At 48.2% G+C, this 26196-nt stretch carries 25 protein-coding genes; 16 read left to right on the top strand and 9 right to left on the bottom strand.

The annotated features are described in order from the left end of the window. The first annotated feature begins 2 nt into the window (after positions 1-2). On the top strand, positions 3-791 hold the full coding sequence (locus tag AC6I1F_RS06305) for a MetQ/NlpA family ABC transporter substrate-binding protein (protein ID WP_160335861.1): 789 nt from the start codon (positions 3-5) through the stop codon (positions 789-791). A gap of 122 nt (positions 792-913) precedes the next feature. On the opposite strand, the gene tnpA is transcribed toward AC6I1F_RS06305, so the two are convergent. Continuing rightward, complete coding sequence (tnpA, locus tag AC6I1F_RS06300; RefSeq protein WP_497801673.1) at positions 914-1255, bottom strand: IS200/IS605 family transposase; 342 nt, start codon at positions 1253-1255, stop codon at positions 914-916. Between tnpA and AC6I1F_RS06295 the strand changes: the two genes are divergently transcribed. Further along, the gene (locus AC6I1F_RS06295) at positions 1256-1528 is read left to right on the top strand and encodes a hypothetical protein (protein ID WP_251570666.1); all 273 of its coding nucleotides are present in this window, start codon (positions 1256-1258) and stop codon (positions 1526-1528) included. 294 nt (positions 1529-1822) lie between these two features. Next, positions 1823-2590 (top strand): IS200/IS605 family accessory protein TnpB-related protein, encoded by a 768-nt coding sequence (locus AC6I1F_RS06290; protein ID WP_497801672.1) that lies wholly within the window; start codon positions 1823-1825, stop codon positions 2588-2590. 101 nt (positions 2591-2691) lie between these two features. Here AC6I1F_RS06290 and AC6I1F_RS06285 read toward each other — a convergent pair whose 3' ends face one another. Beyond that, positions 2692-3162, bottom strand: a complete 471-nt coding sequence (locus AC6I1F_RS06285) for a hypothetical protein (protein ID WP_497801671.1) — start codon at positions 3160-3162, stop codon at positions 2692-2694. 772 nt (positions 3163-3934) lie between these two features. On the opposite strand from AC6I1F_RS06285, the gene AC6I1F_RS06280 reads away from it, so the two are divergent. The 10 genes from AC6I1F_RS06280 to AC6I1F_RS06235 all read left to right on the top strand — a co-directional run bounded on the left by AC6I1F_RS06280 (position 3935) and on the right by AC6I1F_RS06235 (position 17549). Beyond that, positions 3935-5920 (top strand): fumarate reductase flavoprotein subunit, encoded by a 1986-nt coding sequence (locus tag AC6I1F_RS06280; RefSeq protein ID WP_160336362.1) that lies wholly within the window; start codon positions 3935-3937, stop codon positions 5918-5920. A gap of 19 nt (positions 5921-5939) precedes the next feature. Next, on the top strand, positions 5940-6791 hold the full coding sequence (locus tag AC6I1F_RS06275) for a fumarate reductase iron-sulfur subunit (protein ID WP_370267217.1): 852 nt from the start codon (positions 5940-5942) through the stop codon (positions 6789-6791). Between the two features lie 486 nt (positions 6792-7277). Beyond that, positions 7278-8684, top strand: a complete 1407-nt coding sequence (locus tag AC6I1F_RS06270; protein ID WP_290173167.1) for an aspartate ammonia-lyase — start codon at positions 7278-7280, stop codon at positions 8682-8684. A gap of 146 nt (positions 8685-8830) precedes the next feature. Further along, entirely contained in the window at positions 8831-10165 is a 1335-nt protein-coding gene (locus AC6I1F_RS06265; RefSeq protein ID WP_289169103.1) for an anaerobic C4-dicarboxylate transporter, read from the top strand. Between the two features lie 202 nt (positions 10166-10367). After that, positions 10368-10562 (top strand): hypothetical protein, encoded by a 195-nt coding sequence (locus AC6I1F_RS06260; RefSeq protein WP_290372593.1) that lies wholly within the window; start codon positions 10368-10370, stop codon positions 10560-10562. Beyond that, complete coding sequence (locus AC6I1F_RS06255) at positions 10559-13819, top strand: DUF8727 domain-containing protein (RefSeq protein ID WP_497801670.1); 3261 nt, start codon at positions 10559-10561, stop codon at positions 13817-13819. The genes AC6I1F_RS06260 and AC6I1F_RS06255 overlap by 4 nt, the downstream gene beginning before the upstream one ends. Then, the gene (locus AC6I1F_RS06250) at positions 13819-14637 is read left to right on the top strand and encodes a hypothetical protein (protein WP_497801669.1); all 819 of its coding nucleotides are present in this window, start codon (positions 13819-13821) and stop codon (positions 14635-14637) included. Before AC6I1F_RS06255 ends, AC6I1F_RS06250 begins: the two co-directional genes overlap by 1 nt. Then, positions 14615-14989: a hypothetical protein gene (locus AC6I1F_RS06245; RefSeq protein WP_497801668.1), complete on the top strand. Its 375-nt coding sequence runs from the start codon at positions 14615-14617 to the stop codon at positions 14987-14989. The genes AC6I1F_RS06250 and AC6I1F_RS06245 overlap by 23 nt, the downstream gene beginning before the upstream one ends. A 39-nt stretch (positions 14990-15028) precedes the next feature. Further along, complete coding sequence (locus AC6I1F_RS06240; protein ID WP_290449036.1) at positions 15029-15721, top strand: hypothetical protein; 693 nt, start codon at positions 15029-15031, stop codon at positions 15719-15721. A 421-nt stretch (positions 15722-16142) separates the two neighbouring features. Continuing rightward, the gene (locus AC6I1F_RS06235; protein ID WP_289185840.1) at positions 16143-17549 is read left to right on the top strand and encodes an aspartate ammonia-lyase; all 1407 of its coding nucleotides are present in this window, start codon (positions 16143-16145) and stop codon (positions 17547-17549) included. Positions 17550-17608: 59 nt separating this feature from the next. On the opposite strand, the gene AC6I1F_RS06230 is transcribed toward AC6I1F_RS06235, so the two are convergent. Both AC6I1F_RS06230 and AC6I1F_RS06225 read right to left on the bottom strand, forming a co-directional pair. Beyond that, the gene (locus tag AC6I1F_RS06230; RefSeq protein WP_289077709.1) at positions 17609-18187 is read right to left on the bottom strand and encodes a chalcone isomerase family protein; all 579 of its coding nucleotides are present in this window, start codon (positions 18185-18187) and stop codon (positions 17609-17611) included. After that, positions 18166-18588: a helix-turn-helix domain-containing protein gene (locus tag AC6I1F_RS06225; RefSeq protein WP_160334547.1), complete on the bottom strand. Its 423-nt coding sequence runs from the start codon at positions 18586-18588 to the stop codon at positions 18166-18168. The genes AC6I1F_RS06230 and AC6I1F_RS06225 overlap by 22 nt, the downstream gene beginning before the upstream one ends. Positions 18589-18658: 70 nt before the next feature. On the opposite strand from AC6I1F_RS06225, the gene AC6I1F_RS06220 reads away from it, so the two are divergent. Further along, the gene (locus AC6I1F_RS06220) at positions 18659-19903 is read left to right on the top strand and encodes an NAD(P)/FAD-dependent oxidoreductase (RefSeq protein ID WP_489522512.1); all 1245 of its coding nucleotides are present in this window, start codon (positions 18659-18661) and stop codon (positions 19901-19903) included. Between the two features lie 51 nt (positions 19904-19954). Beyond that, positions 19955-21460, top strand: coding sequence for an NAD(P)H-hydrate dehydratase (locus AC6I1F_RS06215; RefSeq protein ID WP_497801667.1), 1506 nt, complete (start codon positions 19955-19957; stop codon positions 21458-21460). A 34-nt stretch (positions 21461-21494) separates the two neighbouring features. On the opposite strand, the gene AC6I1F_RS06210 is transcribed toward AC6I1F_RS06215, so the two are convergent. Next, positions 21495-22484: a tetratricopeptide repeat protein gene (locus AC6I1F_RS06210; protein ID WP_497801666.1), complete on the bottom strand. Its 990-nt coding sequence runs from the start codon at positions 22482-22484 to the stop codon at positions 21495-21497. 4 nt (positions 22485-22488) lie between these two features. After that, positions 22489-22953, bottom strand: coding sequence for a hypothetical protein (locus AC6I1F_RS06205; RefSeq protein WP_160334543.1), 465 nt, complete (start codon positions 22951-22953; stop codon positions 22489-22491). A 243-nt stretch (positions 22954-23196) separates the two neighbouring features. Here AC6I1F_RS06205 and AC6I1F_RS06200 point away from each other — a divergent pair, with 243 nt between their 5' ends. Beyond that, entirely contained in the window at positions 23197-23634 is a 438-nt protein-coding gene (locus AC6I1F_RS06200; protein ID WP_289077713.1) for a hypothetical protein, read from the top strand. A 13-nt stretch (positions 23635-23647) separates the two neighbouring features. On the opposite strand, the gene AC6I1F_RS06195 is transcribed toward AC6I1F_RS06200, so the two are convergent. From AC6I1F_RS06195 to AC6I1F_RS06185, 3 genes are all read right to left on the bottom strand, one after another. After that, complete coding sequence (locus AC6I1F_RS06195) at positions 23648-24025, bottom strand: Rid family detoxifying hydrolase (RefSeq protein ID WP_160334541.1); 378 nt, start codon at positions 24023-24025, stop codon at positions 23648-23650. A gap of 85 nt (positions 24026-24110) precedes the next feature. Next, on the bottom strand, positions 24111-24590 hold the full coding sequence (locus tag AC6I1F_RS06190) for a CreA family protein (RefSeq protein WP_160334540.1): 480 nt from the start codon (positions 24588-24590) through the stop codon (positions 24111-24113). A 9-nt stretch (positions 24591-24599) separates the two neighbouring features. Then, complete coding sequence (locus tag AC6I1F_RS06185) at positions 24600-25811, bottom strand: alpha/beta hydrolase (protein WP_497801665.1); 1212 nt, start codon at positions 25809-25811, stop codon at positions 24600-24602. Positions 25812-26196: the final 385 nt, after the last annotated feature.

Raw genomic sequence — 26196 nt, 5'->3', positions numbered from 1 at the left:
AAATGAAAAAACGTAATTTCCTGCTCGCATGCGGCTTTTCTCTGATTTTCGGTCTGTCTGCGGCTCAGGCGGCTGAAACACTTAAAGTAGGCGCTACTCCCGTTCCGCACGCGGATATTCTTAACGTGGTTCAGCCTATGCTGGCAAAACAGGGCGTAGATCTGAAAATCGTGGAATTCTCTGACTATGTGCAGCCGAATCTTGCGCTCTCGGATAAAGACCTCGATGCGAATTTCTTCCAGCATCTTCCTTATCTGGAAACCTTTGCTAAAGACCGCGGTCTGAAATTAATCTCCGCGGGCTCCGTTCATATCGAACCGATGGGCGTTTACTCCAAAAAAGTAAAGAATCTTGCGGATCTTAAAAAACGTGCTTCTGTTGGTATTCCCAACGATCCGACCAACGGCGGAAGAGCCCTTCAGGTGCTTGCTAGCAATGGACTGATCAAGATGAAAGAGGGCGTAGGTGTTAACGGAACTCCGCTTGATATCGTTGACAATCCTAAGAATATCCGAATCGTAGAAGTTGAAGCGGCGACATTGCCTCGCGCCTTGGACGATTTGGATGCGGCGGTGATCAATTCCAATTTTGCGCTCGGCGCGAATTTAAATCCTTCTAAGGACGCGATCGCTATTGAATCCAAAGATTCTCCGTATGCGAACGTGATCGCTGTGCGCGCGGGAGATGAAAAGAGGCCGGCAATTGAAGCACTGATGAAGTCGTTGCATTCGCCGGAAGTTAAAAAGTTTATCGAAGATAAATATAACGGCGCTGTAGTGCCCGCTTTTTAACGAATTCCGCGGAATTCCCCGTGCGTAAGCGCGGGGATGGATAGCGGCCGGCCGAATGTTAATTCGGCCGTTGATTTTTTGATATATCTCTCAATAATGGCAGTTGTTGCTCCGTCTCCAACTCAAATTACACAGTAACTTTTTGTCCAAAAGCGTTTGCTCCAAAGCATCCTTCGAATCTGATTGAAGAATTCTGGACGAATTTTCAGAGATGATATGGTTTTTAGTTTACGTACCAGATTTGAAAGGCAAATTTTCGGAGGGTATGAGATCAATAGATGAACATGATCTTCTTCTCCCGAGCACTCCAAAGGCCTGACTTGATCCCGTTGACACAAGTCAGCAAAAATTTCTTTGAGTCTTTCCAAGATCGTTGATGAAATAACTTTTCGTCTGTAAGCTACTACGAAGATCAAGTGAGCTTTGAGATTGAAAACACAATGAGAACCGGTAGATAACTGCATATGATTCAGAGAGTCGAGCGACACGTTATTCGTAAAAACAATGCTAACTGGCAAGCCTGCCACAAGCTTTGTTCATTGTCGCGCAAGCTTGGCAACTGCGCAGTCTACCTGCTTAGACATCGTTTCTTTGAAAAGGCGCCTGTGCTGACACGCAAAGAACTTGATACTGAACTCAGGCATCAATACGGCAGTGACTATCGAGCCATGCCGTCGGCGGCTTCCGCGCAGAGGCAAGGACAAGTCATAGCCAAACAGTTCAAAGGTTTCCGTTGAATACTCGAAGCACCCTGAGCCGTTTCAGGGGAAGCCTCGGCTACCGGGCTATAGGAGGAGATATCGAACGTTCTATGTCGGCCGCAACGGCTATCAAATCCGTGATTATCAACTGACAATCACGAGCGGGAAAGATATCGATTTTTCTCCCATTCGTGTAGTTTGCTGTAAACATCAGGAGTTCAATGCCAAAGCGGAGGAAGCAGTTACGGGCGATCTGAGAATTATTCCGATGGGAAATAGCTGACTTATCGTGTCGGTAAGGATGAGTGTAAAAATTCAAGAAGCGTCGCTTTGAATCCGAATGAAGCTTTGTGCTGTGATTTAGGTATTGATAATTTTGCAGCTTTCGTTTCGACCAAACCCGGAATCAGGCCGTTTTTGGTCAAAGGCAAAATACTGAAGAGCATCAATCAGCAGTACAACAAACAAGTCGCTGAACTTAGAAGTAAGAAACACTATGAGCACATTCGAATAAAAGGAGTCAAACGTTATTGTCAGCTCCAAGACTTGATGCACAAGGCCAGCCGTTTGGCTGTCAACTTTTGTCTGGCGCATGATTTAGGTCGCATTGTCATTGGTACCAGTAGAAACTGGAAACAGAGTGTGAACCTCGGCAAGCGAAACAATCAGAATTTTGTCATGCTCCCGCATGCTAAGTTTATTGAGATGGTCCGGTATAAGGCTGAAGAATACGGCATTCAAGTGACAGTGCGGGAGGAAAGCTACACCTCTAAGGCCAGTGCACTAGACATGGATGTCATTGCTGATTTCGACCCGAAGCAAGGCAAGACAAAGCCGGTATTTTCGGGAAAGAGAATCAAGCGCGGCCTCTATCGATCGTCAGACGGACATTTGATCAATGCCGATATCAATGGCGCAGCCAATATCGGCCGAAAAGAACTCGGGGATGAGTGGCTCAAAAAGCTGCTCGAACTCGATGGGGGCGTATTTGTGGACACGCCCGCAATTGTACGAAACCTGCATGCATGTGTGGGTATTCGCCAATTGCTAGAAATGGGAGCATGCTCCCATGAAACCTCGCACGTGAGTGCAAGGTAGTTCATCTAAATTACGTCGCAGGCTTTCTTCATTTGTTTGCGAATAAAAACAAAAAATTAAGCCGCCCAAACCGGGCGGCCGTTTTTTATTAGAACGAACGATTACTGGATGGTTCGATCGGATTCTGACCAGGGAAAGGAGCGTTCCTGTTCTTCAAGAAGGTCCTCACAATCCAGTTCGAAATTCTTTTCGATGTCGATATCTTCAAAGAGATATCTGTCTTCTTCAATGGCTCTGCTCAGTCTGGCCCAGAAAATTTCGCCGCTCTTGTCGCGCAGACGAAGTTCGGCTTTACCGCTCGATAAAAGCTGAGAGAGCTTAAAAGGGTAGACGTGACGATCAACCGCAGCGGAGATAAGGTCAAAACGCTCTGCAGATCCAAATGTATGACTCAGAGAAGCGCTGATCTCACAGACCATGCCGTCTTCTTTAATCGATACCAGGCCGGCGGAACGGCGAAGCGATAAAGAGAACGCCTCTGTTTCCTCTACAACGGTTTGTACTGCCGCATTAATGTCTTTTTCTACATTTACTGCTGCGGAGCTTAAAAGGCCGTTTTCGAATTTAGACATTTGAATTACCTTCGTTTAAAAATTGGTTCGTTGAATTTGTTGAATTGAATCTTCCGCTTAAATTTCTATCGAGACAACCCCGAAAAGCCCCGTCAGAACTCAGTTTGAGTCAAATTAAAGAAAAACCCTTAAGTATTTTTCTAAATGGTTTAGTAGTTTCCCGAATAATCTGCTCAAAATGAACGAATAAATGTTTTTGGTTCGTTAACTAAATATTTACTCAGCCAAATTAAAAAAAATCATCGACTCGAAAATTCAAACGGGCGGTAAAAAATCAAAACTCACGTCTTCAGGAGCCCTTGAATTCTTAAGATGTTGTAAGAAACATACAAAATCATTACTAAGAGAGAATTAAGGGAAAGTACTTATGAAAAATCAGAAAAAGAGCAGAAAACTTACAAATCAGATTGAATCCCAATTGCTGTCCTCAGTTTGAATTACTTAAAATTGTCTTAACTATAAGAATCTTTGAGTAATTAATTATTTAGTTAAAGAAGATAAAAGGTCCAAAACGCCTCTGTAATCCTAAGTTTTTATTACGGCAAAACTATAGAAAACGCGAACAAAACTAATAAAGACGTTGAGATTTTTTCAAAGTTGGACTAAATTTCTGCTCAAACAGTTTTATGTAGAAATTCTTTTCATGGTCAACCCTTACTCGCAAGAGGGTGGGCCGAGTGGTGTTTGTACTTTAAGCTGTTGCGTGTTTACCCCATGCTGCCGGAAAGTGCACCCGTCTTTTCGGTTAATTTGGATCAAGGAGATCTACTAAATGAAAGTTATTTATACGGATGTGCTGGTCATTGGCGCAGGTCTTGCAGGTCTGCGTATGGCTGTCGGTGCCAAGCGTCGCGGTCATGATTCCATCATCCTTTCGCTAGTTCCCCCGAAACGTTCTCACTCTAAAGCTGCTCAGGGCGGTATGCAGGCCTCTCTCGCGAACGTAATTAAGGGTGTCGGCGATAACGAGGACGTGCACTTTGGAGACACGGTCCGCGGTTCCGACTGGGGCGCAGACCAGGAAGTGGTTCGTATGTTCGTTAACACCGCACCTAAAGCAGTCCGTGAACTGGCTGCTTGGGGCGTGCCCTGGAGCCGTATCACTCCGGGAGACCGTCAGGTCATTATTAACGGCGAAAAAGTTACGATTACCGAACGTAAAGAAGCCGCAGGCCTTATCGGTCAGCGTGACTTCGGTGGTACAAAGAAATGGAGAACATGCTTCGTTTCCGACGGTACCGGCCACGCTATGCTGAACGCGGTCAGCGACCGTGTCATTGCTTACGGTATTCCGGTTCACGAACGTGTTGAAGCCATCGCGCTTATCCACGACGGCTCCCGCTGCTACGGTGCTGTTGTCCGTGACCTGATCACCGGCGAACTCATCGGCTATGTCGCTCGTGCGACAGCCATTGCTACCGGCGGTGCCGGCAAGCTCTTCCGCGTTTCCACAAACGCTCAGATCTGCGAAGGTACAGGTCATGCGATCGCTCTGGAAACCGGTGTGGCCATGTGCGGCAACTTGGAAGCCGTTCAGTTCCACCCGACAGGTATTTTCCCTGCCGGTATTCTGGTAACAGAAGGCTGCCGCGGTGACGGCGGTCTGCTCCGTGACGTTGACGGCCACCGCTTCATGCCGGACGTCGAACCTGAAAAGAAAGAACTTGCTTCCCGTGACGTTGTTTCCCGCCGTATGGAAGAACGTATCGCTCAGGGCAAGGGCGTTAAGAGCCGCTTCGGTGAACACCTCTGGCTCGACATCACGCTGCTCGGCGAAAACCACATCAAGCACAACCTCCGCGAAGTTTACGAAATCTGCCATTACTTCCTTGGTATTGATCCGACTAAAGACTGGATTCCTGTCCGTCCGGCTCAGCACTACACCATGGGCGGCGTTCGTACCAAACCCACAGGCGAATCTGAAACCCTCAAGGGCCTCTTCGCTGCCGGTGAAGCTGCTTGCTGGGATATGCACGGCTTTAACCGCCTGGGCGGCAACTCCGTTGCTGAAACCGTCGTCGCCGGTATGATCATTGGCGAATGTATCGCTGACTTCTGCGATAAACCTGAAAACGCTATTGATATCCCGACACGCGTTGTTTACGACTTCATCAAACGCGAACAGTCCAAGCTCGACGCCTTCGCTAAGAATTCCGGCACAGAAAACATGGCCGAAATTCGTACACGTATGCAGGAAATCATGACCACTAAGGTCGGTATTTTCCGTAACGGCGATATGCTTTCTCAGGCTGTCGAAGAACTTGAAGACCTTTACAAGAAGAGCTTCAACGTTGCTGTTAAGAACCAGCCGGGTGCTAACCCCGAACTCGTTTACGCCTACAGAACACAGAAGATGCTTCGTGTCGCCCTCGGCATGGCTCTCGGTGCTTCTCTGCGTACAGAATCCCGCGGTGCTCACTTCCGTATTGACTACCCGGTTCGTAACGACGCCGAATGGTGCAAACGTACTCTTTCTACTTGGAAGAACGAAAACGACACACTGCCGACCATCACATACCAGGATCTTGACATCTCCAAGATGGAGCTGCCTCCGGGATGGCGCGGTTACGGTGCTAAGAACTACATTGACAACCCCGAGACACCGATTCGTCAGAAACAGGTTGATGAAATCCGTGCCAAGATGGAAGCTGAAGGCGCTGACCGCTTCGCTATCCAGAATGCACTGATGCCTTACCTCCAGCTTCTTCCGGAAGACCTGCGCGGTAAGAACGAACGTATCGACGAACCCCTGTCATAACCTTTGGAGTTGAATTTAAATGGCTGAAAACGTACAACAGATGGCTGCAGCTGAAGACAAAAAGGAACAGGCGGCTCCTCAGACAAAGAACCACCGCATGCTTCAGGTGAGCATTCTCCGTTACAACCCCGCAGATCCGGAAAGCGTTCCGCACCTGCAGACATACTCTGTATCTGAAACAGATTCTATGACTCTCTACATTCTCCTGAATGAACTGAGAGACACACAGGATCCTTCTCTGCAGTTTGACTTCGTCTGCCGTGCCGGTATTTGCGGCTCCTGCGCGATGCTTGTCAACGGCAAACCGACTCTGGCCTGCCGCTGCCTGACTCGCGACCTTCCTGAGCACTTCACACTGGCTCCGCTCCCGGGCTTCGAACTCATCGGTGACCTTTCTGTCAATACCGGTAAGTGGATGCGCGGCATGAGCGAACGCATCCAGTCTTGGTGTCACCTTAACGACGAAGAAGTCAATCTTTCCAAGATTGAAACTCCGATGGATCCGCACCTGGCCGAAGACATCTACCTGCTTGACCGCTGCGTAGAATGCGGCTGCTGCGTCGCTTCCTGCGGTAACTTCCGTATGCGTCCTGACTTCGTCGGCGCTGTTGCAATCAACAAGATCTCTCGTTTCCGTCTGGACCCGCGCGATCACCGCAACGATGCTGATTACTACGAAATCCTCGGTACAGAATCTGGCGTGTTCGGCTGCATGTCTTTGCTGGCCTGCCACGACTTCTGCCCGAAGGATCTTCCTCTGAAGACTCAGATCGCTTTCATGCGTCGTAAGATGGCTGAGCAGGGCATCATGGGCAAGGAAGAACCCACACTGAAACGTGTTATTCCTCTTCGTGAACTCAAGCTCGACTAATTCCAAACACTGAATTAGTTTCATAAAGGTTCGTTATCGAAAGGTAACGAACCTTTTTTTGTCAAGCGAAAATTTGCGAGTGATTGTAAATTCAGATTGATTTTGTCTTTCAATTCACTCTTTAATCTTAGATTGAGCACTTTCGCGAAATCCTGCATGAATTTCTTTTTCTTGGCACGAATGCAAGGGGAAAGGGCTTAAATCCTTGAACTGCACACGCTTTATCCTAAGCTTAATATAGTTATTTCAGGTAATTTCATTAGGTACTTACCCTAATATTTTTCTAAAAATGTCTTTTTTTATCGCTGTTTTGTTCAATTTGTGCTATGTTACGTTGCGAAACAAATCAATTTAAACACTTTATTTAAATCCATTTGTTCAAAAATATTTACATAACTCTCATTTTTGTATGACCACAGTCTCCCGACTGACAAAAATGAGAGTAGGGCGGCCGGCTTGGCCGGCTATTAAAATAGAGGAGTAATAATGGCTCGTATTGAACATGACTTCATCGGCGACTTGGAAGTCCCGGCTGAAGCATACTATGGCGTTCAGTCCCTTCGCGGTAAAGAAAATTTCTTCATCACCGAAGAAAATAACAATCAGGAAATCTACTTCATCATCGCTTTCGCTTACGTTAAGAAAGCGGCTGCAATGGCTAACAAGGAACTCGGCGTTGTTAAACCCGAAGTTGCTGACGCCATGATCTGGGCTTGCGATGAGCTCATCAACAATACTGAAAAGTATCGCGACCAGTTCATCACAGATTGGCTGCAGGGCGGTGCAGGCACTTCCACCAACATGAATGCCAACGAAGTTATTTCTAACCTCGCTATCGAACACCTCGGCGGCAAGAAGGGTGACTACTCCATCGTCAACCCGAACAATGACGCCAACTTCGGTCAGTCCACAAACGATACATACCCGACAGCTATTCATCTGAGCTGCATGTTCCGCTCCAACATCCTGATCAAGGCTGCTGAAGAACTGCGCGACGCTCTGTATGCAAAAGCTAAGGAATTTGACCAGACTCTGAAGATGGGTCGTACTCACCTTCAGGACGCTGTTCCGATGACACTCGGCCAGGAATTCCACGGCTGGGGCTTCACTCTGAACGACGAAATCGAAAACCTGAAAGAAGCTCAGAAACATCTGCTCGTTGTTAACCTCGGCGCTACCGCTATCGGTACAACAGTGACAGCTGCTCCCGGCTATCCGGAACTTGCTGTTAACAACCTTGCCAAACTGACCGGCATGCCGTTCAAGAACAGTGCTGACCTGATCGCTGCAACAAGCGACTGCGGCGCTTACCAGACACTGTCTTCTGCGATCAAGGGCCTCGCCGTTAAGATGACCAAGATCTGCAACGACATCCGTCTGCTTGCCTCCGGTCCTCGCTGCGGCCTGAAGGAAATCAATCTTCCTCAGCTCCAGCCGGGCTCTTCCATTATGCCGGGCAAAGTCAATCCGGTTGCTGCTGAAGTTGCCAACCAGGCAAGCTTCCTCGCTATCGGCCTTGACACAACAGTCATGCTTGCTGCATCTGCCGGCCAGCTCGAACTGAACGTTATGGAACCGGTAATTACTTTCGCTCTGTACACACAGATGAAGGTTATGACCAACGCCTGCAACACACTGCGTACAAAACTTGTTGACGGTGTAACAGCTAATACAGAACGCTGCAAGGAATATGTGATGAACTCCATCGGTATCGTCACACTGCTGAAGCCGCATTTCGGCTATCAGAAGTGCGCCGCCATCGCTAAGGAAGGCTACACAACCGGCAAGTCTCTGCATCAGATCGTTGTTGATGAACAGCACCTGCTCACACAGGCTGAATGGGATGCCATCTTCAACACTCAGAACCTGATCAATCCTAAATTTGTTAAGTAATTAAAAATCCGTTAAGGATGTTAAATACCTTTCGGGTCGGTCTCACATGACGCTTCCGATCCGAAGGGGGGAATAACGGCGCTGCCCATAAATAGGTGCCGGCCACTTGAAGTCAAACTATCCGCTTGATTTCTTTCGGAGGATATATGGATATCATGATTATTCTTCAGATCATCGTCCTGCTGGGCGCGATCTTCATCGGTGTTCGCCTTGGCGGCATCGGCATTGGTTACGCTGGCGGCGCTGGCGTTCTCGTACTCGGTCTCTGCCTTGGCATGAAACCGGGCAACATCCCCTGGGATGTGATCCTGATCATCGCTTCCGTGATCGCTGCTATCTCTGTAATGCAGCTCGCGGGCGGTCTCAACTATTTGGTCTACATTGCTGAGAAAATTCTCTACAAGAACCCAAAATACATTAACTACCTCGCTCCGCTGGTCACATATGTTCTGACAATTTTTGCCGGTACAGGCCACACAGCTTTCTCGATGATTCCGGTTATCGTTGAAGTTGCTAAAGGCGAAAATGTTCGTCCCGCGGTTCCGCTCTCTATCGCTGTTGTTGCTTCCCAGATCGCGATTACCGCTTCTCCGGTTTCCGCCGCTGTTATTTACATGACAGGTGTTCTGGAACCCTTCGGCTGGAGCTATCCGGCTCTGCTTGGTGTTTGGCTTCTGACAACATTCGCTGGCTGCATGGTCACAGCGTTCATCATGACGCTCATCTCTAAGATGGACCTCTCTGCAGACCCGATCTATCAGGAAAGACTTAAAGAAGGTCTTGTCAAACCGACAGTTGGTCTTCATGAAATGAAGATTGATGCCAAGGCTAAACTCTCTGTTTGGATCTTCCTTATCGGCGTTCTCTGCGTTGTTTTCTACGCTTCCGCCATTTCTCCGGCTGTCGGCCTGATCAAGAACGTTGTCGTTCCTCGTGACGCAGCCATTATGAGCCTGATGCTTACAGTCGGCGCCCTTATTACCGTCCTTTGTAAAGTTAAACTCGGTGACGTTGCCGGTACATCCGTCTTCAAGTCCGGCATGGTTGCCTGCGTCTGCGTTCTCGGTGTTGCATGGCTTGGTGATACATTCGTTTCCGGTCACACCAACGAAATCAAGGCGTTTGCTTCTCAGACTATCAGCCAGTATCCGGCTCTGCTTGCCGTGGTGTTCTTCTTAGCCGCCATGCTCCTGTACTCTCAGGCCGCTACTGCTAAGGCGATTACTCCGACAGTTGTTGCAGCGCTCGGCATTACTGCTGCCAACCCTGACAACGCCTACATGCTGGTTGCCTGCTTCGCTGCTGTTTCCGCTCTGTTCGTTCTCCCGACATACCCGACACTGCTCGGCGCTGTTCAGATGGACGACACTGGTACAACACGCATCGGTAAGTGGGTTTTCAACCACTCCTTCTTCATCCCTGGCGTTCTGGCGATTTTCTTCTCCGTCGCTTTCGGATTTGTAGTCTGCGGTTTGGTATAACCCAATCCTAGATTGATGTAAAAGTCCCGACAGCAATGTCGGGATTTTTTTTTGCCTGTTGATTTTTCATTTCCTGTCTGATCGGCGATAATTTCAGAAAATACCAAGGATCTAATAATTACATGTTTCGGAAATAATCTGACTGATCTCTCACTTCAGAATCAGGGAAAAATGCCGAAAAAATAAATAAAAAGGAACAGGCATGAACGAAAATCTAGTTGGCCCGATTTTTGACCTCCTCAAAGGCGACCGCGACTCTAAACAGATAACAAAACTGGTAAAGAAAATTTTAGTCGCCAATCACCGCAATATAAAAATCGGCTCAATTACAAAACCTCAGCTCGAAAAAGTCATCAACGACGGCGTACTGGAAAAAAACAAAACTGGCGCACGTTGACTGAGCGCGTCGCCGAGCTGCTGTTTCAGCCGTATCCTCAGCTCCTGGATGCCATGTGGGCTCAGGTTCTTGCAAGTGAATCTGATGACTCGAAAAAGAGTGACGAATTATCCCTTGAGATTGCTCAGCAGTTGAAAATAGTTTTTGATGAAAATGAAATACCATCTCAAACCAGACATCGAATGACCTTGGCGCTTTGGGGTTTGGTGACGGATTCCTATACAGATTTTGTCAATCGAATCAACAAGCCGGTATTCGATGAACCTCTTGATGAACTAACTCCTGCTGCATTCTTAGAGCAGCAAAAATCACAAAATACTGAACCGAAGCAGGGATGCAGCGCCGCAGATAAACAAAACGAGCCCTCTAAAACTGAAGGATTAAAAGAATCGAACGGTACTTCTTCTGTCGAAACTTCCGAAGAGGCAGGAAATCAAAACGCCGATATTTCTTCAGCCGCTCCGGAAACAACTGAAGATAATAAAATCCCCACGCTGGAAGAAGAGCTAAAAGAACTGACGAATAAAACGGACGCTGCGACAAGCGACTCCGATCAGTTTGATACGGATATTAAAAAGCATCTGGATAAACTCGAAGAAGAATGCGCGCTGGCAGATTTAGAGACTGAAGAAGCGGAAATCCGACAGATCAAACGCCCTATGGTGACCGGACTGCTTAGATGCTTCAATAGCTCAACTATCTGCAATTTTTATCCGCTTTGCAGATGGAATAACGGACTTCCTTCCAAAATCGAAAATGCCAAAGAACTGTATCCCGAGATGGCCAATATTCTCTTGGGAGACGCAAATCGAGTCGGCAGAAAGGAACGGTTAACGCTGGCCAACGGAATTCTTCTCAACATCCCCTTCGAAGATTCCGAACTTGAAAGTACGTTTTTCGAAAACAAGAGCAAATTTACTCTCGATATCTATTCGCTTTTTGCAAAAAAAGAAGTCCGAAATGCCGCCTTTGACGACCGTGAAAACGGATATTGGCAGGCTTTTTATATCGTGGAACCGGTTGACCCCGAGTCCGTGTCCCTGGATAAGAAAATTGAAATCAAACTCGACGGCTTAACATATATTCGTCCGGAACTCTCCGATTTGGCCAGAGGACAGTTCGTTGTTCTGAAACTAAATAACAAATATTACGGACCTCTTTCCTTAAAAGAAGATGCCTTGAAACGACTCTATGTCGCTCCGCTGACATCTTCGGAAAACAGAGGCATTGTCGACTGCTTCGAAGAAAGATCCGATGCGCCGGTCAGTCCGATCTTTAAAGTTGAAGGCATCAATGTTCTTGTCAACTTAAAAATGATTTTCACCAATCCGCTTCTGGTTCGCAAAACGACAGTGGATATGGTTTCTGATGAAGCGCTCGTCAAGGAATTCATCCGGAAAATCCCGCGTGCAAACGGAACTCCCGAAGTCATTTCTCGTTGGATGCTCGATAATCTTAATAACGGTTTCTTTGATTCCGGCTCCGTCATTACCAAACAGCGTGCACTAAGACTGCTCAAATACCTGCAGCTGAATCTTCCGGAATCCAGACAAATTGAGCAAATCGTCGAGATGATCAGCTCGGCAATGAGCTCAGCAGCAAAGAGAAAACCCGAACTGTTCGAGGAAATTTATAAACGTGTCATAACTGATCAGGACGTTCTTAAATCGCTTCCGGCCCACAAGCTGATCATGGAAGATCTCAAAGAGCTCGAAGACAAACGCGAGGATCTCCAGAGACAAATTTCCGAGCTGGAACATCGCAAAAAAGATAAAGAACGCGAAGCGGCAAATAAACGCCGCAAAAGCGAGCTTGAAAAAGAAATTGAACTGCTCGAGAGCCGTTTGGAAGACCTAAAAGAGATAAAAGACATCCGTAAGGCTCGAGATGATGAACGAGGTGAATTGGTCCGCATCCGCAAAGAGGTTAGGCTGGCCAATGAAGAACTCGCTCAGGTTAAGAAAGAACGTGAAGACTTCGATACTCAGCTCGAAGGATTCAACAAGAAGATCAATGAAACTGTAAGGACGGTAGCCGATCTCGCTTTCGACGGCCAAGTGACTGCAAAAATTATGGCAGCTGCCAACCGGTGGAACGACGAAAGGAATACGGAAGCGACAAGAAACCGTGTGAACTTCTTAAAGCAGATCAAGAAATCTTCTCCCACCGGCAGAGCGCTAAATGATGAACTGATCAAACGCCTGAGTCGATTCAGAAAGTATGATCCGAACGAGTTCACCAACATGTTTGTCTGTATCGCGCAGAACTTCCTGACGGTATTTTCCGGAACTCCGGGTTCGGGCAAGACTTCTATGTGCAATTTGATTGCGGTCAATCTCGGCCTAAATTCAATTGCTAAAGAGCAGGAGGTGCCCGCACTATGGAACGAACAACGCGAACTCGCCAATCGTTATGTTCCTGTGTCCGTAGAGAAGGGCTGGACTTCAAAACGCGATTTGATCGGATACTACAACCCGCTAACCAGACGCTTTGAGAGCCAGGACCTGCATCGCATTGAATGTTTCCGCCAGCTGGATGCTGAGTGCGGCGTCGGATTCCAAGAGCTTCCTTACTTCATACTGCTTGACGAAGCCAACCTCAGTCCGATGGAGTACTACTTCGCAGACTTTATGAATATCTGCGACGTGCGCGATAGCTTCAGCTACATCTCGCTCGGAAACAATATGAGCTTTAAGATTCCCGACACGCTGCGCTTTCTCGCGACCATCAATAACGACCACACCACAGAAAATCTCTCGCCGCGTCTTATTGACAGAGCTTGGATTATTACGCTGCCTGACACCGATAGCGTCACCGAACATTCTTCCAGCGAAATGTCCGAAGCGACCGATTTTGAACCGATCAATTGGCAGAATTTCCTTGCCACTTTCGGCAAGACAAGCTCGGTGAATCTCTCCGGCAGCATCACAGAACTTCTCCAAACGGCAAAGTCGATGTTTAACAATCTCGGTGTTCAGGTTTCACCGAGAACACAATTCTCAATGGCAAATTTCATCCAGACATCGTCTGCCTTGATGAAGAGCGGCGACGGACAGAGCTCTGAGCTGCTCTCACTGGATTACGCGATCGCGCAGAAGCTTCTGCCCACAATCAACGGCGTCGGGGAAGGCTATAAGGAGCAGCTGAACGAGCTTCAGTACTGGCTTAGCGACACAAAACTGACCAAATCTGCAGGCATTCTTGAGCAGATCATCAGCCAGGGCGAAAGCCGAATGGACTACTTCGGATACTTCTAATGTCAGATTGGGACATCCAAATCTCAGCAGCGCTTAGAAAATCCGTTCCCGGATCTGATGAAAGTGAAGTGCTGCCTCTGATTTTTCATAGAGAAAAGTCGACAATCGACCGTTTCATCAGCGGACAAACTATCGTCAGCGTGTATGACGACGTTTCTTATGCGGTTGAATTTGCGTCTGAGAAATTTCTTGACTCCTTTGATCTCTTTGATATATCAATAGAAAGCCAGTCCGTTTACAAAGGACGAGCTGACACGGCTCGTCATTATTTCAAACAAGGGGCGAATTTTTCGACTGAATATAAAAAAATATTCTCAAACAGTCTCGGACTGGTTTATTTGGAACTGACTCTTCGTCGAGATGATTCCGAAGAGACACTCCGGCTTTACTCCGATTATTTTTCTGTCTGCCTCGCAAGGGGAGTAGAGAGTGAGAACCTTTACGGCATCTACGAAAAAGTCCGCAAAAACAGCGCGCTGCTGTACAGTGAGAATGTGACGCTTCTTTCGAGATCGGCTGATTCTGACGATGAGTCCGAACTGATAAAAATTTTTGATCGTTATCTGCTCACCCTGAAAAAGATCATTAGCGTCTATTCTTACAACGCTGTCTTTTTCTCTTCAAACAGCCGTGCTCGTTTGGAAATGAACGGAAGCATCGATAACTTTGAAAAGCTGACCGAAGTAAAACCGGAAACCTTGTTTTTTATCGCGAATCATCCGGACGAACTTGAACCGACTCATGAAAAAAAACGGCATTCAAATCGGCTCTTTCTTTTACCTGCCAAGAAAGACTTTGGTTTTCAAAAACAAACTTAATTTTGATGTTTATGAAAACCGTGTTGTCGTCAGTTTTCTCGAAGACGTGATTCTTAAAACTAAAGGCGCGGCGGACAATCTGGGACAGTTTTTTGAAGGCTTGCCGCTGCTTTCACTATCCGACGAGTTCTATATCAACACTTCAAGCATTGTGCTTGAAGAATATAAAGGGCTTTATAACGAGATCAGCCAAAAACTGCTGGAAGCTTTAAAAGAAATTAAAAAAATTCATTTTCAATACTCCAGATTCCTTCCGGTTACGCGACTTAAAGGCGGTTTTACGCCGAAACCGACGCCGGTTTTTCTCAATATTCCGCAATATCGGCAGATCTACGCTGTGATGCGGGAATAGTATGGAAACCGTCTTAATTCCGGGTCGGCCCAGTTCGTGATGTCGACTGTCAGCGAAAGCTCAAAACTCTACGAGCATTACCTGCTTATCAAGATTATTGAAGAACTGACCCGACTTGGTTGGAGTATGACCGAAAAGAAATTTGAAAATTGGCTTCAGCTTCAAAAGAATACCGGTAATCCGCCTTGTAATTATTTTGAATTTGTACGCGGAGAAAAAACACTGCTGCTTTTCTTCGAACCCGTCATTTCCTGCAGCAGGGAAGAGAACGTCCTGACAGGACTATTCAGAAACAGCACGGCCTACATTTCTTCTTCTTCCGCTTGTCCGCTGACTCTGCGGTCAAACGCTAAAGAAGAGGCCGTCTACACGCCGGACTATGTGCTGAAGCTCAATGACGAAGGAAAGTCCTACTACTTAATCCTTGACGCGAAGTTTTCCAACCTTGCGTCCGTAATCTCCGCTCAGCTTCTGCCGCTGATTTTCAAATACATTCTCGGCATTACACCGATCAATGCGTCTGACCGCATTGAAGGCCTGCTGCTCGTTTGCGGAAAATATACTAAGGAGTATGAAAGGTCGCGCCGACATCCGCTTTGGAATGTCGGCGCAGGGGCTTTTGAAATTTTCTCAGCTGAAAAGATTAATGTCGTCGAAGTGAACGAAGCCTATGCGCCTAACGGCTTGACCGAAATGCTGTCTAAATTTTTATGCCGTTTCGAGACCTCTTAATCATCAAAGAAATTCCTGCACCGCTATTAGAAAATTCGATCTCCATACTCCCTTTGGCATATGGGTAAACCATTGTCAATTTGCTCACTTTGGTGCAAAAATTACCTTTTAAATTAACAAGCTAATTAAGAAATACGCAATAAACCAAAGAGTTATAGTCGATACCATACTTATTTTATAGGTATCTCGTTTTCCCTTAGCTTGTCGGGATAACCATATATTTTTCTTTTGATTAAGACTAAAATACACAGCCATGAAAGAGAAGCATATTAAAAGATTCTCATTCATAAGCAGGATTTGACCGGGTGCGTCGAGTCCTATTAAAACATTCAGTGGCGCATGACCACGGTTTTAGGACCGGCGCGGCTGATCGGATAACCCGGAATACACGGGTTCTTTTTTAAATAGAGGAGTTTAGTAAATGACTCGTATTGAACATGATTTCATTGGTGATTTAGAAGTACCGGAAAACGCTTACTACGGCGTTCAGTCCCTTCGCGGTAAAGAAAATTTCTTCATCACCGAAGAAAATAACAATCAGGAAATCTACTTCATCATCGCTTTCGCTTACGTTAAGAAAGCGGCTGCAATGGCTAACAAGGAACTCGGCGTTGTTAAACCCGAAGTTGCTGACGCCATGATCTGGGCTTGCGATGAGCTCATCAACAATACTGAAAAGTATCGCGACCAGTTCATCACAGATTGGCTGCAGGGCGGTGCAGGCACTTCCACCAACATGAATGCCAACGAAGTTATTTCTAACCTCGCTATCGAACACCTCGGCGGCAAGAAGGGTGACTACTCCATCGTCAACCCGAACAATGACGCCAACTTCGGTCAGTCCACAAACGATACATACCCGACAGCTATTCATCTGAGCTGCATGTTCCGCTCCAACATCCTGATCAAGGCTGCTGAAGAACTGCGCGACGCTCTGTATGCAAAAGCTAAGGAATTTGACCAGACTCTGAAGATGGGTCGTACTCACCTTCAGGACGCTGTTCCGATGACACTCGGCCAGGAATTCCACGGCTGGGGCTTCACTCTGAACGACGAAATCGAAAACCTGAAAGAAGCTCAGAAACATCTGCTCGTTGTTAACCTCGGCGCTACCGCTATCGGTACAACAGTGACAGCTGCTCCCGGCTATCCGGAACTTGCTGTTAACAACCTTGCCAAACTGACCGGCATGCCGTTCAAGAACAGTGCTGACCTGATCGCTGCAACAAGCGACTGCGGCGCTTACCAGACACTGTCTTCTGCGATCAAGGGCCTCGCCGTTAAGATGACCAAGATCTGCAACGACATCCGTCTGCTTGCCTCCGGTCCTCGCTGCGGCCTGAAGGAAATCAATCTTCCTCAGCTCCAGCCGGGCTCTTCCATTATGCCGGGCAAAGTCAATCCGGTTGCTGCTGAAGTTGCCAACCAGGCAAGCTTCCTCGCTATCGGCCTTGACACAACAGTCATGCTTGCTGCATCTGCCGGCCAGCTCGAACTGAACGTTATGGAACCGGTAATTACTTTCGCTCTGTACACACAGATGAAGGTTATGACCAACGCCTGCAACACACTGCGTACAAAACTTGTTGACGGTGTAACAGCTAATACAGAACGCTGCAAGGAATATGTGATGAACTCCATCGGTATCGTCACACTGCTGAAGCCGCATTTCGGCTATCAGAAGTGCGCCGCCATCGCTAAGGAAGGCTACACAACCGGCAAGTCTCTGCATCAGATCGTTGTTGATGAACAGCACCTGCTCACACAGGCTGAATGGGATGCTATCTTCAACACTCAGAACCTGATCAATCCGAAGTTCGTTAAGTAATTAGACGAATCCTAAACGGATAACAGACCGCCCGTTCATTATGAACGGGCGGTGTTTTTTTATTTAATGTCGAGAAGCTCGTCTCTCAGTTCGCTCTCAAGCGCGTTCTTTCCGAGCCAAATAGAAAGCACCGCATCGTAAACCGCTTTGCCCCGCACCGGGTTGCCCATCAGCTGGCGGTTGTAATAAACAAAAGTTCCTCTGGACGGAATCCAATCCACGTCCACCACATCTCCGGGTTCCAAATTGGAGAGGTCTTTCATAAACTCCTCAATCTGGCTGAGCTCATTGGAAATAAAATCTCTGGAGGTCTCGTTGGTATTCTCAGAGATGCCGGCATGCAGGGAATCAATAAATTTTGAGGCGTCCAGCGGACTTAAAATGACAATCTCGGCTCTTCGTGCGCCGAGCAGGGCGCGTGCGGTATCTTCGCGCTGTGTTTTTTCCGGAAGATAGAGTCCTAATGCGTAAATCTTTTTATCGCCGATCGTCCGAACCCCGGCTCCGTTCAGAACCAAGGGATGTCTGCCTAATTTAACTCGTCCAGCAAATTCATAGCCTTCAACGGAAATAGGCTCATTTTTTTTGCCTGTAAGCAAATTAATAATTCCGTCAATTAGGCTTTCTTTGTCTGACATCCTGTTTTCTCCTTTTGCCTCATCTCAAGATACTGAGCAAAATCTTTTGCGATTTCGATCATTTCTTCCTTTTTGAGTCCGCATAATTCTTTCATAAAAACAATCGAGATACCCTTATCCGTCGGAATCTCAATTGTGGTGATCGGCTCTCCGATCTCCTTTTTGTTTAGTTTATCGCGCAGGCTCTCTTTTTTAATTTCAAGGATACGATTCAGCGTCAGGCCTTCCTCCTGAAGCTTCTTAATATTGCGTACCTGATCGAGGTGATGTGTTCCGTATCGGGCGTTTCGTGTTTCGCCTGTCGGCTTATCTAAAACCCCGCTGGAAACGTAATATCTCAAGGTTCGCACGCTAACCCCGGTTGCCTGTGATAGCTCGTCGATAGTCAGCAGTGATTTCATGCCATTTTCCATTTGAGAGAACCCGCTAAAAGCGATTAAAATACCGATACATTATAAGAGGTTAGACTGAATGCATATCATCGTTGTCGGAGTAGGAATTACCGGAATTGCTTGCGCGCATAACTTGCTCAGGCACGGTCATACCGTCACGCTTATCGAAACTGCGTCCACCCCCAATCAGGAATGCAGTTTCGGATTAGCCGGGTATATGGGACCGGAAGGCGTACAGATGCTGTGCTCGCCCTTTAAAGATAAAGCGGGCCTGGCTTCTATTTTTGCAAAAACCCGCCGCCTCAGCTGGGACGTATCCATCAAACAGATTAAATTCCTTAACGCGCTCGCCAACGCCAGAAGCGCCGATGTGTGGAAAAACAACCGTGATTCACTGCTGCAGCTTGCCCGCTACAGTGTCGGTCTGACCGAATTCATTTCTCGAGTGGAAAGTCTGTCTTTCGAACAGGTCTACGGAACGCTTCGTGTCTTTACCAATAACCAGACGTGGGAGGAAGCTCATAAAGAGGAACGACCGGAAAAGAACGGAGAATGGCTCTCGGCCGATGAAGCAAAACGAATTGACCCGAGTCTCGAAGATGTTCCGGAACCTTTCCCGGGCGCGTTTTATATTCCTCAGGAACTCTCCGGAAACGCCTCTTATTTCGCAAAGCAGATTCAGACATTCAACATCGCGCACAAGAATCTCACGATGATGTACCACACCAAGGTAGAGGCTCTTGTGATTGGAGAAAATCATACCGTGACCGGTGTCAAGACCGACAAAGGCGAGATTTCAGCCGACGCGGTGATTCTCAGCAATAACCTCGGCGCCCCCGCGCTCTTTAAACCGCTGTTCGATCTGCCCGTCATGACCCTTACAGGCTGGACTATCACGGCTAAAATTGATCCGATGAATGTTCCGCCGATGCACACGGTCAGCTTCGACAACAAAGATGTATTGGTCACAAAACTTGGACAAAGGCTTCGCGTCTGCGGCCGCTACTGGCTTGGCGACGTCACTCAGGAAATGACCGACAAAATCATAGAGGAGCTCTATGAAAGCGCCTGCAAGCTTTTGCCCATGTCGGCCGTATGGAGCGACTCTACCAATTGGATGGGTCAGTGCCTGGTGCATCCGGACAGCCTGCCGTCCTGCGGTGAAACCCCCTATAAAGGCCTGTACCTGAACATCTGCCACGGCCTCAACGGCTGGTCTCTTGCAGAGGGCTGCGCTGAAATGCTGAGCAGAATTGTTGAAGGCGCGCAGCCTGATATCGACCCCACGCCTTACAGTCCGATGCGCTTTTTAAAGAAAAATTAGTCTTTAAGCAGACCCGTAAATCTTGCTCAAGTTTTATAAAAGGATTCATACATGTCCGTTTCATTATTGGAAATAGCTCAGCTTCGTGAGCTGGAAGAAAAATATGCCCGTATTCTCGGACCCGACGTCCTGATGCAGAGGGCAGGGAAAGCCGCCGCGGAATATATCCGCGAACTTCATCCTGAAACCTGCACTGTCACAGTGATCTGCGGCCCGGGAAACAACGGCGGCGACGGATATGTCTGCGCAAAAATTCTTTCGGAACTCGGCTATCAGGTGAGCGTCGTCAATGTCGGAGGAAAGACTCCGAAAACGGAACAGGCAAAAGGAGCGCTTGCCGCTTGGGAAGCGACCGGCGCGACGATTTATACCGATCCGTACGACACCCCGAAAGCGCAGATTGTCGTGGACGCGCTTTTTGGAATCGGACAGACCAGAGCGCTCGTCGGAGAATATCTGGACGCGGCGATGTGGTTCAATGAAAGAAGAGCGTTGCATGTCTCCCTGGATATTCCGACGGGGCTTGATTCTCAGACAGGCAACTGGGTCGGTGGACGAGCCGGTTGCCGCGCTGACGCAACCATTACTTTCCTCAGCGGAAAGCCCGGCCTCTATACTTCAATCGGTAAAGACGCCTGCGGAGAAGTTCAGGTTGAAAACCTCGGCATCTCCATTCCGCTCACAAAAATCAATCTGACTGAAGTCAAGGATTTCAAGCACGTCTGTGCTCCCAGAACCAAAAACACCTCTAAAGCGGATTACGGACGCGTCGGCGTTATCGGCGGCGGAAAAGGAACGGTCGGCGCGGCCCTCATTGCCGCGCGCAGCGCGTTTTACATGGGCGCAGGCCGCGTCTACGTCGAACTTGTTGAAGAGAAGATGGATCTTGATCCGTCGGTTCCCGAGCTGATGTTCCGTGACAAACTTGACCATTCCGAAATGGATGCCGTCGTCATCGGATGCGGACTCGGCTTCTCGGAAAAAGCTAAGGCAAGATTCATTGAATGTCTGCAGTCAGACGCCGCGCTTGTCATTGACGCGGACGCGCTGACCATGGTCGCGGGCGACGAAGAGCTTCTCTCTCTTGTGACACACCGCCGCGCGCATACCGTAATTACGCCGCATAATGCCGAGGCGGCCAGAATCCTCGGCTGCCCGCTTGAAGAAATTACAGCGGATCGACTGAACCGCGCTTTGGATTTGTCGGTGCTTACCGGCGCCGTTACCGTCTTGAAAGGCGCTGGAACCATTGTCTGTCAGAGAAGCTCCATCAGCTGGATCAATCCGACCGGCACACCGGCCCTGGCGACTGCGGGTTCCGGAGATGCGCTCTCAGGCATGATCGCGGCGATGTTTGCTCAGCGCTACGAACTAATGGACTGCGTGCTTTCTGCCGTCTACCTGCACGGTTTAGCCTCTGAAGGATGCGACAGCGGAATTTTAGCTTCCGATATTGCGCCGACGGCTGCCGAATTCCTGCAGGCGCTGCGTGATTCTTATCGCGAACATTTCCACCCGCTGCGAGAACGTACAGACCCCGTAAGCTGGGAAGACTAAAGGGAAGGGCCGGAGGATTTCTCCGGCTTTATTTTTATGCCGCGCGCTTTTGGCGCCGTTTGATGAGCGCGGCCACAACTTCTTCGGAGCTTGGCATCGAAGCGATCGCGGCCGCTTCCATCAGCTCTTCGCGATGCGCGGTTTTTCTGAGTTTTTCCAGATGCCTCTGAGCTCTCCAGTCAGAACGTGTCGCGGCCATATGCGCGTAGACCACCGCGCTGACATAATCCTTGGGCGCAAAGCGGCCTGAAGACCAGAACGCGCTTAATTCATTCAGGCAGGCGATATCTTCGATGAGCGCGCCTTCCTCCAATAATCCGAGCGCCTTTTCGACGGCAGGAGTGCGATGCTCGAGCCAGTAGCGTGCGATGGCAAGCAGGCAGTAGGGAATTTTGGCTTCCGCGCCTTTAAAGAGCCATCTCAGACAGAGTCTCGGATTCGGCATGGGCCCTTGAGAAGAGAGCCGTATCATGCGCTCTACGGCTCGCTTTTCGCCTTTAAAGGCGGCCTCACTAAAAAAGCGCTCGGCAATTTCCGGATTTTTCTCCGTTCCGATACCCAAGTCATAGGCTTCGGCAAGCGCAAAGATCGCTTCCGGAAATTTTTCTCTCGCCGCAATGCGAAGCCAGGCAAAGGACTCCTGAAGATTCTTTTGTGTGCCGAACCCTTCGCGAAGCGCCATTGCTAAATGAAATTTGGCGCGGGATTCACCGAGAACAGCGGCTTTTCTGAAAAGTTCAGCCGCACGTTTTTCATTTTTCTCCAGAAGCTCACCGGTCGCATACAGCATTCCCAAAAGATCAAGAGAGGCGGCATGTTCTTCATTGGCGGCGCTTTCAAGATATTTAAGCGCCGTATGCGGCTCGGAAATCAGCAGATTTCTTGCTTCCTTGAAGCGCTCTTCCGGAGCCTGAGGTTCTTCTCGAACACTGAGAAACGCATAAGGATCGAAAGCGCCCGGCTGCGCGGCCGTTTTTGTTTTAAGCGGCGCAAGGTTAGGGAGCTTGTCGAAATAACTGCTCATACGGTTAAGGCTTGACGATATCGGCGCTGATAATGCCGGAAGCCAGAAGACCGATAATGTAAGTCAGAGAAATGGCCATCCACAGCAGAAGACCCGCGGCGCCGAGCATGATCGGCTTGCCCCAAAGTTTGTGATGGTAATCGTCGCCGTAACGCTCTTTAACGGCTTTGACCTGTTTCCAGCCTGAAGTCACAATCCAGAGAATGTAAACAATGAGATAGGATCCGAAGAAATAGAATTCAGAAAATTCGCTTTCCGGAAGCCAGGGTTCGGCAAATAAATATCCGCCCATGTAAACAAACCCCAGGAAGACCCATAGTCCGCAGGTTGATGTCTCATCCGCTTCGCCCATATCGCTCCAATTCGTGCGCTGCAGGAACGCTCCGAAAATCGGAGTAAATAAAAATGACCAAATAATGGTCCAAAGAGGATTCCAAAGCGCGATTGGCAGATGACTAGACTTATTCATTGTTGAAAGCATCAGATTGAAAATAAAGCGTTATTTTATACGCTTCTGCCGAGGCCGCTTATCTGAAAATGTTTCAGAAACGATACCATCCGCTATTACAGGCGCTTCTAAGCCGTGCTTACGATGTTGAATTATTGACTCCAGTATATTAGCATCGAAAAAGTTAGCTATTCTTCAGACAAAGCTTTTCGCCTGAGGAACAAATTTCGGTCTTTATAAAAAGACCATTGTTAAGGATGCTTCATGCTTAAAAAAATATTTTGCGGTTTATCGTTAGGCCTGCCGATTCTTCTTTCCGGCTGCGCAGGCGATGACCCCGGATACTACATTACCGATTCCTTCGGATTCGACACAGTGTGCATCGTCGACAATAAAAATGTTCCTCCTGCGTTTTTTATCGCTTTAAGACAGGCTGTCGCCGATAAAGGACTGACCGTCAGAACGGTCGCAAAGGCTGAGAAGAACTGTCCTGCCGTCATTGTTTACGACGCAAAATACACAAAAAAGGTTCCGTACTTAGTCGACGCCAAACTTATGCTTATTCACGAGATCGGCAGTACGGACATTGTGAACCTAAAAAAATACGGATCTTCCGACTCGCTCAGAGATAATCTCAAGGACGACGAGCCGGCGATCCGCGATATGGTCAATCGTCTCCTGCCAAGAAGCACGCCTTGGTAGGAGCGCGTAACCGTTAGTCGAGCACTACCGTCGCTTCAACTTCAACCAAACCGCCTTTCGGAAGTGCGGAGATCTGCACACAGCTTCTTGCGGGATAGGGCGCTGTGAAGATTTCGGACATGACCTTATTCACTGTCGCGAAGTTTGCCAAGTCGGTTAAGAAAACGGTCTGACGAACGATGTTGGAGGGTTTTCCGCCGGCAGCTTCCACCAGAGCGAAAACATTTCTGAATGCCTGGCGGCACTGCGCTTCAAAAGACTCAGCAAGTTCTCCGGAAACCGGATCAAGGCCGAGCTGACCGGAAAGGAACACGGTTTTGCCGGCCTTAATACCGGCAGAATATGTGCCTACAGCGGCAGGGGCTTTGTCTGTGACAACAACTTCACTCATTTACGTTCTCCGTTAAATTGATCCGCTTGACAGCGGGTTGGTAATTAATTTGGACACCGAATTGGAAATCGGCTTTAACTATAGCTTATTTCTGCTGCTGGTAGCCTTCCGGTTTATATGCCTTAGTCCCCCAGAGCGGCACCGAGGAAAGCGAATGCTTAAAGCTTCCGTTGGCGATCTTGGTGGAGTAGCCGAGGTAGACCAGAGTCTGATGCTTCATATCGAAAATCCTTCGGATACGGAGCGTTTTAAAGAACACGCTCTGACTCTTCTTAAACACCACTTCGCCGTCGGAGCTGTGGTCGATGCCTGCGATCATCTCAGGCGTGATTTCTCCGGTCTGCACACAGGTCACAGCGCTGTTTGAAGGATCAGAGAGCTGCAGAGGAGAATTGATATAGGCAACGTGGCAAGTGATGCCCGGTACCTGAGGATCGACAAAAGATTCCAGTTTGATGTCTTTAAACGTAAAGAGTCCGAGCGAAACGCTTGCGACTTCTTTATCCGAACATCCGGCCAAAAGCACAGCGGCGGCCGAAACTGCAGCTAATAGTGTCTTTTTCACAAAAATTTCCTATGGTTCGCGACCCGATTCAGAAGACTTAATGATGCCAGAATCGACCGTCTTGGAGGGGGCAGAACTGAGCACTTTGAGTATCTCTGCGGCCTGCCAATTGTAATAAGGGTTGAACGTGAGACGCGCGAACGGATGAGTTCCGTCGTGTGTGCCCCAGGCTCCGTACCAGACTTCTTTGCTTTCACGGCATTTTTTAATATCCTCGGCGCTCATGCTGTTGCGGCAGAAACGGTATTTGCCGTTTGCCCCGTACCAGGGATTATCCGGCGAATAGGACATAGACATATGCGCAAAAGACTTGATGCGCTCCTCAGGAAGATAATCGGTCTTAACGATTACCTTTTCCGAGAGCTTCAAATCCTTCGGCACAGAACCGTACCAAATGATTTTTGAAGCGGGATTGGCGAGCTGCCGGTCAAAAAGCGGGAGCAGGTTCTGAGTATCCACCACGCTGTCGTGCTCGGTCATCATCACGACAACCGGGATATCGAGTTTCTTCTCTTTTAAAAGCGCATCGGCGTCGTCCATCGTATGCTTGAACGCCACGATCGCGTCCAGCGGCACGTTGTTGTATTTAAACGGGCCCATGTTGTAAGTGGTCTCATCGGGCTTTCTGAGCCAGGTGACGAACAGATTCACAAAGGGGGCGAGAGGCAGAAGAGAAGTTCGCACTTTTACCGCAGGCGAAAATAGAATCAGTCCGGAGACGTCCTTATACTTCTCCGCGTATGAGATCGCAAGATCGCAGCCGGTAGAGAAGCCCGCGATCCAAATATCCTTGTATTTTTCCTTTAACAGGTCCATTTGCTCGTTCACAGCCCGAGTCCAGTCCTCGGATGTGACGCCGATCATGTCCTGAGGTTTGGTTCCATGTCCCGGAAGAAGGATTGCACGGACCAGATAGCCCTGATCAGCGAGCGTGCGCGCGAAGTCATGATAGGTCCAAGGCGAATCCCCGAGACCGTGGATCATGAGAATCGCTTTGCCGTTCGGATGTTTCGGAACAATTTCGAAAGGAGAATTGCCTTCAATTTCCGCGGTTTTATCGTCGGTGACAAAGTGGCGGTTTTCTGCAACAAAAGCCTTCGTCTGCAGCTCGTAGCTGTAGAACGAGTTCTGTCCGAGCGGCATCTGATGCTGAGCCGTCTGAGAGCAGGCTGCCAAAGAAAAGCCCAAAGCGGCGGAAAGGAAAATAACTCGAAATTTCACGTTTTAATTTTCGAAGGAATATTAAAAATGCAATATCGCAATTATCAAGGAAATTAAGGTCTGTAACGCCTCACGCGCACGAAATACGCATCAGAAGAAAAGCGGGCAAAAAAATAGGCCCGATCTGCTCGAAGGGGCCTCGTCAAAACTATCTAGGAGGAAAACTGAGGACGTTTGCGCATTCTCATTGATTGACATCGTATAGGGAAAGCAAAGAAAGAGGTGAATGCAAATATTTCTGATGCAAGCGATTGTAAGCTCGCTATCTAAACTTCCTTCTTTTGTTACATTTACGGCAGTTTTATTACCAATTATTCAATGAGTTTCGGATTCAAATCGAAAGACTTTGTCCTCCATCCTGACTCTTCAGCGATCTCTTTCTGCT

Source organism: Parasutterella sp. St.1A3 (assembly GCF_059728705.1).
This window is presented reverse-complemented; position numbering and strand designations above follow the sequence as displayed.

Excerpts from the sequence above, each read along its gene's own strand:
- AC6I1F_RS06195 (WP_160334541.1), bottom strand. The coding sequence starts at position 24,025 with ATGAGTGAAGTTGTTGTCACAGACAAAGCCCCTGCCGCTGTAGGCACA.
- AC6I1F_RS06250 (WP_497801669.1), top strand. The coding sequence starts at position 13,819 with ATGTCAGATTGGGACATCCAAATCTCAGCAGCGCTTAGAAAATCCGTT.
- AC6I1F_RS06205 (WP_160334543.1), bottom strand. The coding sequence starts at position 22,953 with ATGAATAAGTCTAGTCATCTGCCAATCGCGCTTTGGAATCCTCTTTGG.
- AC6I1F_RS06230 (WP_289077709.1), bottom strand. The coding sequence starts at position 18,187 with ATGTCAGACAAAGAAAGCCTAATTGACGGAATTATTAATTTGCTTACA.
- AC6I1F_RS06260 (WP_290372593.1), top strand. The coding sequence starts at position 10,368 with ATGAACGAAAATCTAGTTGGCCCGATTTTTGACCTCCTCAAAGGCGAC.
- AC6I1F_RS06225 (WP_160334547.1), bottom strand. The coding sequence starts at position 18,588 with ATGAAATCACTGCTGACTATCGACGAGCTATCACAGGCAACCGGGGTT.
- AC6I1F_RS06265 (WP_289169103.1), top strand. The coding sequence starts at position 8,831 with ATGGATATCATGATTATTCTTCAGATCATCGTCCTGCTGGGCGCGATC.
- AC6I1F_RS06305 (WP_160335861.1), top strand. The coding sequence starts at position 3 with ATGAAAAAACGTAATTTCCTGCTCGCATGCGGCTTTTCTCTGATTTTC.
- tnpA (WP_497801673.1), bottom strand. The coding sequence starts at position 1,255 with ATGCAGTTATCTACCGGTTCTCATTGTGTTTTCAATCTCAAAGCTCAC.
- AC6I1F_RS06215 (WP_497801667.1), top strand. The coding sequence starts at position 19,955 with ATGTCCGTTTCATTATTGGAAATAGCTCAGCTTCGTGAGCTGGAAGAA.
- AC6I1F_RS06240 (WP_290449036.1), top strand. The coding sequence starts at position 15,029 with ATGTCGACTGTCAGCGAAAGCTCAAAACTCTACGAGCATTACCTGCTT.
- AC6I1F_RS06275 (WP_370267217.1), top strand. The coding sequence starts at position 5,940 with ATGGCTGAAAACGTACAACAGATGGCTGCAGCTGAAGACAAAAAGGAA.
- AC6I1F_RS06235 (WP_289185840.1), top strand. The coding sequence starts at position 16,143 with ATGACTCGTATTGAACATGATTTCATTGGTGATTTAGAAGTACCGGAA.
- AC6I1F_RS06295 (WP_251570666.1), top strand. The coding sequence starts at position 1,256 with ATGATTCAGAGAGTCGAGCGACACGTTATTCGTAAAAACAATGCTAAC.
- AC6I1F_RS06270 (WP_290173167.1), top strand. The coding sequence starts at position 7,278 with ATGGCTCGTATTGAACATGACTTCATCGGCGACTTGGAAGTCCCGGCT.
- AC6I1F_RS06200 (WP_289077713.1), top strand. The coding sequence starts at position 23,197 with ATGCTTAAAAAAATATTTTGCGGTTTATCGTTAGGCCTGCCGATTCTT.
- AC6I1F_RS06280 (WP_160336362.1), top strand. The coding sequence starts at position 3,935 with ATGAAAGTTATTTATACGGATGTGCTGGTCATTGGCGCAGGTCTTGCA.
- AC6I1F_RS06210 (WP_497801666.1), bottom strand. The coding sequence starts at position 22,484 with ATGAGCAGTTATTTCGACAAGCTCCCTAACCTTGCGCCGCTTAAAACA.
- AC6I1F_RS06285 (WP_497801671.1), bottom strand. The coding sequence starts at position 3,162 with ATGTCTAAATTCGAAAACGGCCTTTTAAGCTCCGCAGCAGTAAATGTA.
- AC6I1F_RS06220 (WP_489522512.1), top strand. The coding sequence starts at position 18,659 with ATGCATATCATCGTTGTCGGAGTAGGAATTACCGGAATTGCTTGCGCG.